At 69.3% G+C, this 5,519-nt stretch carries 6 protein-coding genes; 1 reads left to right on the forward strand and 5 read right to left on the reverse strand.

The window, feature by feature from the left end; all coding sequences use genetic code 11:
• On the reverse strand, positions 1 to 1,582 hold a 1,582-nt coding region (locus Mrose_RS17705), incomplete at its 3' end, for a WD40 domain-containing protein (RefSeq protein ID WP_119280519.1).
• A 43-nt stretch (positions 1,583 to 1,625) separates the two neighbouring features.
• On the reverse strand, positions 1,626 to 1,751 hold the full coding sequence (locus Mrose_RS19710) for a hypothetical protein (RefSeq protein ID WP_275052670.1): 126 nt from the start codon (positions 1,749 to 1,751) through the stop codon (positions 1,626 to 1,628).
• Between the two features lie 134 nt (positions 1,752 to 1,885).
• Between Mrose_RS19710 and Mrose_RS17710 the strand changes: the two genes are divergently transcribed.
• On the forward strand, positions 1,886 to 2,407 hold the full coding sequence (locus Mrose_RS17710; RefSeq protein ID WP_119280521.1) for a GNAT family N-acetyltransferase: 522 nt from the start codon (positions 1,886 to 1,888) through the stop codon (positions 2,405 to 2,407).
• 21 nt (positions 2,408 to 2,428) lie between these two features.
• Here the strand turns inward: Mrose_RS17710 and tgt are convergent, their stop codons facing one another.
• From tgt to Mrose_RS17725, 3 genes are all read right to left on the reverse strand, one after another.
• Positions 2,429 to 3,583: a tRNA guanosine(34) transglycosylase Tgt gene (tgt, locus tag Mrose_RS17715; protein WP_119280523.1), complete on the reverse strand. Its 1,155-nt coding sequence runs from the start codon at positions 3,581 to 3,583 to the stop codon at positions 2,429 to 2,431.
• A gap of 80 nt (positions 3,584 to 3,663) precedes the next feature.
• Positions 3,664 to 4,863 (reverse strand): hypothetical protein, encoded by a 1,200-nt coding sequence (locus Mrose_RS17720; RefSeq protein WP_119280524.1) that lies wholly within the window; start codon positions 4,861 to 4,863, stop codon positions 3,664 to 3,666.
• Entirely contained in the window at positions 4,863 to 5,369 is a 507-nt protein-coding gene (locus Mrose_RS17725) for a DUF4384 domain-containing protein (protein ID WP_119280527.1), read from the reverse strand. The genes Mrose_RS17720 and Mrose_RS17725 overlap by 1 nt, the downstream gene beginning before the upstream one ends.
• Positions 5,370 to 5,519 lie beyond the last annotated feature (150 nt).

Genomic DNA, 5,519 nt, shown 5'->3' on the forward strand with positions numbered 1-5,519 from the left:
CAGCTACACCTTCCGCCTGCCGCCCGACACCCCGCCGGGGATCGTCCAGCTCACCATCGTGGTCACCCCTGGGGGTGACCACGATGGTGAGCTGGACGATCCCCGGCGGGGTGTCGGGCGGCAGGCGGAAGGTGTAGCTGCGCGTCTCGGTGGTCTCGACGCCCACGTTGCGGGCCTCGAGCCTGGTCAGGGTGCGCCCGGTGCTGGCGTCGACGAGCTCGATCTCCAGCGGCACCCCCGCGGGGTTGGAGATGCGCAGCACCACCGAGAATTCCAGGCTGTCGATCTCGCGGTTGGGAGGTGAGATCAGGGCCACGGTAGGGCTGACGGCAGCCGGAGGGCCGGGCTGGGGCTGTGCGGCGGCCACCTGGGTCAGCCGGGCCTCCACCGCCTGGATGCGACCCGCCGTCACCGTCACGCTGATCTCGCGGCTTTCGTAGCCTTGCAGCCGCAGGGTGAAGCGGTAGCTGCCCGGCTCGAGGTCCTCGATGGTCAGCGGGGTATTGCCCAGCACCTTCCCCTCGTGCAGCACGGTGGCCCCGCTGGGGGTGCTGGTGATCCGGACCCCACCCTTCTGCCCCTCGGGCGGGCCAGCCTGCACCGCGCCGGGCCGGAACACCGCAGTGGGGGCCACCCAGGCGAAGACCTGCGTTCCCGCCGCAGCCACCAAGCCGGTGCCCGAGGGCAGGAAGGCCAGCGCGGCCACGTCGCGCGGGTCGCTCCAGGCCGGGCTGAGCTTGCGGCTGGCGACCTCGAGCATCTGAACTCCGCCCCCCCGCACCGCCAGCGCGACGTAGGCCCCGTCGGGCGAGAGGGCCAGGGCCAGCACCCCGCCCGGCGCCCGCACCGCGCTGTTCTGGCTGAAAGCGTTGGCCGGGTGGAGGTAGACCAGCCCGTTCTCCAGCGCGTAGGCCAGCCGCTGCCCCGCCGGGTCGAAGGCCACCCCCGAAACCGGGACCCCCTCGCTCTTTGAAGCCAGGGAAGTCCCCTTAGCCGCGTCCCACAGCCGCACCGTGCCGTCCCTCGAGCCCGACAGCAGCACCCCGCTCCCCGGCTTGAAGGCCAGGTTGCGCACCTCGGCGCTGTGCCCCTGGAGCAGCGCGGTGGCTTCAGCCCCGCCCTGCCGCAACTCGAAGACCTGGATGCGCCCGTTGTCGGTGCCCACGGCCAGCAGGGTGCGGCTGGCCGCCAGCGAGCGCACCCGCCCCTGGATGCGCAGCACCTGCCGCTCAGAGGCGGTCCTGGTCTCGAGCAGCCGCACGCTCTGGTCGTCGGAGCCGGTGAAGAGCAGGCTTCCGTCCGGGCTGAAGGCCACCGCTGTCACCGAGTCGCCGTGGGCGCCGATGGTCTTTTGCAGCCTGCCGGGAATCCCCGCCCACAGCTTGCCGGTCTCGTCCACCGAGCCGGTGGCGATGAGCCCCTCCGCACTCACAGCCAGGGCCAGAATGGGGCGCAGGTGGGCCCCCCAGGATTCCCCTTTGAATACGCTCAGGTTCAGGGCTGCGTCCTGCGCCTGGGAAGACGGCGGTACCCAGGAAAATACGATTCCCAACAACCCGCCCAATACCACTACCCCACGCATTCACGGCCTCCAACCCGGTTCCCGCCCCGCGCACATGTCCGCCTCAAATGCCCCAGAACCCCTTTAGTGTAGTCCAATCCGCCCCCTTCAGGCGAAGGCCGGTGGCGTGATCCAGCCCCCTCTGCCAGCGCCCATCGCGCCCGAAAGCCGCCGATTGGTCGAGGTCCACGACCGGAACCTAGCAGTCGGTAACGGCCCGCAGCTTGAGCCCGGCATCCAGCGGCCTTAGCATTCCGAGGGGGGAGCGCCTCTCACGAGGGCTAACCCCAATGGGCTTTGGGGGGAGCTGGAGGTTTCTCGAATATGCAGATCAAACGAATCGGTGCAAAGCAGCTCGAGCCGCTCATCCCCCAGATGGTCGCCCTGTTGCAGGACGTGGTGGACGGTGGGGCTTCGGTGGGGTTCTTGCCACCGCTGAGCGAGGCCGAGGCGCGGGCGTACTGGCTGGAGGTGCACGAAGCCCTCCGGGGGCCGCATAAGCGGCTGTGGGTGGCGCTCGAGCGGGGCGAGATGGCGGGAAGCGTCCAGCTCAACCTCGAAAGCCGCGCCAACGGCTTACACCGCGCCGAGGTGGCCAAGCTGATGGTGCACTCGGCCCACCGCCGCAAAGGGATCGCCACGGCCCTCATGCAGACCGCCGAGGCCGAAGTCCAGAAACTGGGGCGCACCACGCTGGTTCTCGACACCCTCGAGGGCCACTTTGCCGAGGGGCTCTACCTGAACCTGGGCTGGCAGAGGGCGGGGGTGATTCCCCAGTACGCCCGCTGGCAGGACGGCAATTTGTACGCAACAGTGGTCATGTATAAATTGCTAGCTCCCTCGTAGGCAATGGGCTATCGGTCCCGGCTACGCCCAGTGCCCACCCTCCTCCAGCGCCCTCCGGAACCAGCCCGGCACCTCGCCGCCGAAGCGCCTGCGGGCGAACTCGCGGGCGAACTCGCCGTAACACCCCTCCCGGATGGCGGCCCTGGCCTGCTCCATCAGGCGGTGCAGGTAGCGCAGGTTGTGCAGCGAGAGCATGCGCAGCCCCAGCATCTCGTCGGCCCGGACCAGGTGGGCCAGGTAGGCCCGGCTGAAGTGGCGGCAGGCGTAGCAGTCGCACTCCGGGTCGATGGGGGTGGGGTCATCGAGGTGGCGGGTGAGCTTGAGGTTGAGCCGCCCCTCGGGGACGAGGGCGTAGCCGAAGCGCCCGGTGCGGGTGGGGTACACGCAGTCGAACATGTCCACGCCCAGGGCCACCGAGGCCACCAGGTCTTCGGGGTGGCCCACCCCCATCAGGTAGCGGGGTTTGCCCTCGGGCAGGAGCCGGGTGGAGAGTTCCACCGCCGGGTACATGGCCTCCTTGGGCTCCCCCACGGCCAGCCCGCCGATGGCGAAGCCGGGGGTGTCGAAGGAAACGGTGGCCTGGGCGCTCAGACGGCGCAGCTTCAGGTCCACCCCGCCCTGGGCGATGGCGAAGAGGGCCTGATCCGGGCGGGTCTTAGCCTCGAGGCAGCGCTCGAGCCAGCGCAGCGTGCGCTCGATGGACTCCTCGAGGTACTCCGGGGCCGCCGGGTAGGGTGGGCACTCGTCGAAGGCCATGATGATGTCGGCGCCCAGCGCCTCCTGCGCCGCCACGCTCTTCTCGGGCGAAAGCTCGATGAGGTCGCCGTTGATGTGGCTCTGGAAGACCACCCCCTCCTCGCTGATGCGCCGCATGTGACCCAGGCTCATCACCTGGAAGCCACCGGAGTCGGTGAGCCAGGGGCCATCATAGGCGGCGAAGCGGTGCAGGCCGCCCAGGGCCCGCACCCGCTCGGGGCCAGGACGCAGCAGCAGGTGATAGGTGTTGCCCAGGACGATCTGGCTGCCGATCTCCCGCAGCTCCTGCGGGCTGATCCCCTTCACGCTGCCCAGGGTGCCCACCGGCATGAACAGCGGGGTCTCCACGGGGCCGTGGGGGGTTTCAAACACGCCGGTGCGGGCACGGCCGGCTCGAGCGGTGATCGCGAAGGAAAACACAGGCTATTGTATGAGGCTCCGGCAGAGCGGACAAATCCGCCCAGGAGTTCAGCGGCCCACCTGATAGCGCAGCGTAACGCTCACCGAAGCGCACTGCTTGTGGGAGTGCAGCCGCCGCCGGTGGTGCAGCTAAAGTCCTTGCCCTCGTCGTAGGTGAGGGCGCTGGTGCCGAGCTCGAGGCCCTTCCCCAGCACCTTGAACCCGGCCGAGACCGCGCCGCTGGCCCCCAGGCCCGCCCGCACGGTGGCGGTGGCCGGGGCCGGCTTGAAGGTCATGCCCACGTAGGGCTTGGCCTCGAGGGTGGGCCCCGCCACCCCGTAGAGCTTCACGTCCAGCACCATCTTGGCGTAAAGCTGGCCGTTGCCGTTGCTGGGCACGGTGTAGCTGAAGGAGGGGTTGAGGTTGAAGCTGGGCGGCGTCCACACCCCCACCCACTTCTTCTCGGCGTCGCGGTCGTACTTCACCCCGGCGTTGACGCTGAGCGTGGGCTGGATGCCGGCCTGGATGGTCACCTGGTTGTCGGCCCCGCCGGAAGCCCCCACCACCAGGCGCGGCGTGACCACCACCACCACCGGCACCGCCCCCACCAGGAAGGCCTGGCGCAAGGGGGCGAACTGCGCGATCTGCTGCTCGGTGCCCGCAGCCAGGCTGAACTTCTTGTCGGCCACGATCTTGGCCTGAAGCGAGGCAGTAAGGCTCCCGGCCAGCGCGGCCTCGAAAACGTCCACACTGGCCACGCTGCTGCCGGCGGCCTTGTTGATCACCAGGCGAAACTTGGGGCTGAGGCTCTGCTGCACGAATCCGTTGAGGGTTACATTCACGCCCGCCACCGGCGAGAAGGTCACGTTGGTGATGTTGATCCTGCCGGTGACTGCCTGCACGCTCACGCCGGGCAGGGCCTGTACCAGGCTGTCCTGCCCGATCTGCAAGGTGCCGAAGTCCAGGCTGGCGTCGCCCGCGGCCACGGCCTCCTCGAGGCTGGCCTCCTCGGTCTTGAGGTAGACCTTGCGCACGATCTGGGCGCCTACCTGCCGCGACTCGATGGTGGTCGCCTCGGTGATGCGGCGCACCAGCCCGTCGCCCTCGTCGCTGATGACGACTTGGCCGCTCTTCAGCTCCTTGTCGGTTTGCACGTACATCTCGCTGGCGGCCACCGAGTCCACCTCGGCCTCGGGGAGCACCACCGCGTTGGGGTCGAGGCTGAAGCCGCCCGGCTCGGCCGGGGTGCAGCCGGCGAGCAGGGCCAGCAGGGCTACCGTGCCGATCAGGAATCTGCGCATCACTGCACCGCCTCGAGGGTGGTCTCCGCCACGTCGCGCACGGCGGCCTGGCTGAGGTAGGCCTGGGTCTGCCGGTCGAGTTCTTCAGGGCTGAGCTTGCCGCGGAAGAGGTTCGGCGCCGAAACCGGCACGTTGGTGAAGAGCAAGCGGAAGCGCGAGGTCCCGGTAGGCGGCAGCACCAGATAGGTGGCCTGCCCCTGGGCGGTGACGTCGGTCTTGAGGGGAAAGGTATGGGTGCCCGCCTCGAGCCGCACGTTGCGCTCGAGCACCACCGTGGTGGTGTCGGGGTCGACGGTGATCAGGGTGACGTAGCCCGGCCGGCTCAGGGTGAAGCCGAAGAAAACCCGCTCGCGCAGCTTGTACTTCCCGCCCGTACCGCGGTCGGGGGCGAAGCCGCTGATGACGGGCTGCAAGCCCCACTCGGCCCGCTGGGCGTCGCTCACGCCCAGCCTCGGGGCGCAGCCCGCGAGAAGCGCCGTCAGGACCAGTACGCTGAAAAACCTCATCACCAAAGTTTACCAGCGGGGGCGCGAAACCCGGCTTAAGCTGGCGTTGAGCTTGTTGCTATACTCCACCCCATGAGCTTCCTGCTGGTCATGCTGGGCGGGGCGCTGGGCTCGGCGCTGCGCTACGGGCTGGGGGCCTGGGTCCAGGGG

Origin of the sequence: Calidithermus roseus (genome assembly GCF_003574095.1) — a bacterium.
GTDB lineage: Bacteria > Deinococcota > Deinococci > Deinococcales > Thermaceae > Calidithermus > Calidithermus roseus.